The sequence below is a fragment of the Streptomyces sp. NPDC017943 genome (genome assembly GCF_044328425.1).
Taxonomy (GTDB): Bacteria; Actinomycetota; Actinomycetes; order Streptomycetales; family Streptomycetaceae; genus Streptomyces; species Streptomyces djakartensis_A.
This window is the reverse complement of the sequence record NZ_JBIRHH010000095.1, coordinates 1-1,097: the sequence shown is the minus strand read 5'-3', so window position 1 is coordinate 1,097 and position 1,097 is coordinate 1. Positions and strand designations below refer to the sequence as shown.

The following is a 1,097-nucleotide window of genomic DNA, read 5'->3' as shown; positions in this document are numbered from 1 at the left end:
CTAGCCCCTCGGGGGGGAGGTATCCGAGGGAGCTAACCATGGGAATGGTCTCGTATTGGGCGATGAGGTTCAACTGTCGCCGCCAGAGATAGTAGCCCAGCTTACACAGATCGTCACTCATATTGCTCATAAGCTGCTGCCGATCGGCGTGCTCTTTCTGCATATCAAGCCTGCGCAGGTGTCCTTCACGCCCTGACTCAGGCGGAATGTCCGACCAATTCATGCGCAGTTCCAGGAGTTCCCTCCGTCTTTGGATCAGCGTCTGCACCTGTCCCACGATGCGTTTCAACTGCCCCTCTTCGCGCAGCCAGGGCTCATTCTGCGCTCGTGGAGCCAGTTCGGTCGGGTGCTTCGGTGATATCGGCATGGTGACCATCATGCACGCTCATGTGCATGACGCACAGTCAGTGAACGCTTCTCTTCTTGAGCGCCAGGCGATTTCGGTGGCGTGGATGGCAGCGACCGTGTAACCGATGCGGTTGGTGCTGCACCCTTGCGGAGGGTCCGCCATTGCTTGAGGCGGGCGAAGGCGCGTTCGCCCGGTGCTGGGAGCCGGGCGTGGTCACGGTTGTACTGCTGGTAGTGCTCGGGAAGTTCGTGGTGGCGGTAGTAGGGAGTGCGGACGGTGGCGCCGGCACCCTGGTAGGCGCGGTCGGCGAGGATAAGGAGACGCGTGCGGAGGCGATGGACTGTCGCCAGCTCGCGGCCACGCTCGGACTGGAGCCGGTCCCGGCGAAGGTGGAAGGGGCGCGGTCGAAAGCCAAGCGGCTGGCCGCGCGGGGCTGGCTGGCGGAGGAGCGTCCGGGGCTGTTCAGCGTGCCCGTCGGGCGAGGCGGCGGCTCATGACTGTGCTCATCGCCCACTTGATCACAGCCTCCGAGGTGTCGGTGCGCGTCTCGTAGTCGCGGGCCAGCCGGCGTGAGTGCATCAGCCACGCGAACGTGCGCTCCACCAGCCATCTCTTCGGCAGCACTACGCCCCTGCCGACCCTTCGTCGCACTGCCCTGCAGGGCAGCCTCCCTGCGCGCTACCTCGCCCCGCGCCGCATGCCCCGCACTGATCGCCTCCCGCGTCGCCGCGGAGTGCCTCTTGCCTAG

3 protein-coding genes and 1 pseudogene are annotated in these 1,097 nt (G+C 65.5%); 1 reads left to right on the top strand and 3 read right to left on the bottom strand.

What is annotated here, in order from left to right; translation table 11 throughout:
• The coding region (locus ACH4C6_RS36505) for a hypothetical protein (RefSeq protein WP_398112853.1) at nt 1–379 on the bottom strand (379 nt) is incomplete at its 3' end.
• A gap of 6 nt (nt 380–385) precedes the next feature.
• Nucleotides 386–666: pseudogene (locus ACH4C6_RS36500) on the bottom strand (transposase family protein); the annotation flags it as partial.
• Here ACH4C6_RS36500 and ACH4C6_RS36495 point away from each other — a divergent pair.
• The gene (locus ACH4C6_RS36495) at nt 559–846 is read left to right on the top strand and encodes a hypothetical protein (protein WP_398112852.1); all 288 of its coding nucleotides are present in this window, start codon (nt 559–561) and stop codon (nt 844–846) included. The pseudogene ACH4C6_RS36500 and the gene ACH4C6_RS36495 overlap by 108 nt on opposite strands.
• Here the strand turns inward: ACH4C6_RS36495 and ACH4C6_RS36490 are convergent.
• The gene (locus tag ACH4C6_RS36490) at nt 812–1,015 is read right to left on the bottom strand and encodes a transposase (RefSeq protein WP_398112854.1); all 204 of its coding nucleotides are present in this window, start codon (nt 1,013–1,015) and stop codon (nt 812–814) included. The two genes, ACH4C6_RS36495 and ACH4C6_RS36490, sit on opposite strands and share 35 nt — an antisense overlap.
• Nucleotides 1,016–1,097 lie beyond the last annotated feature (82 nt).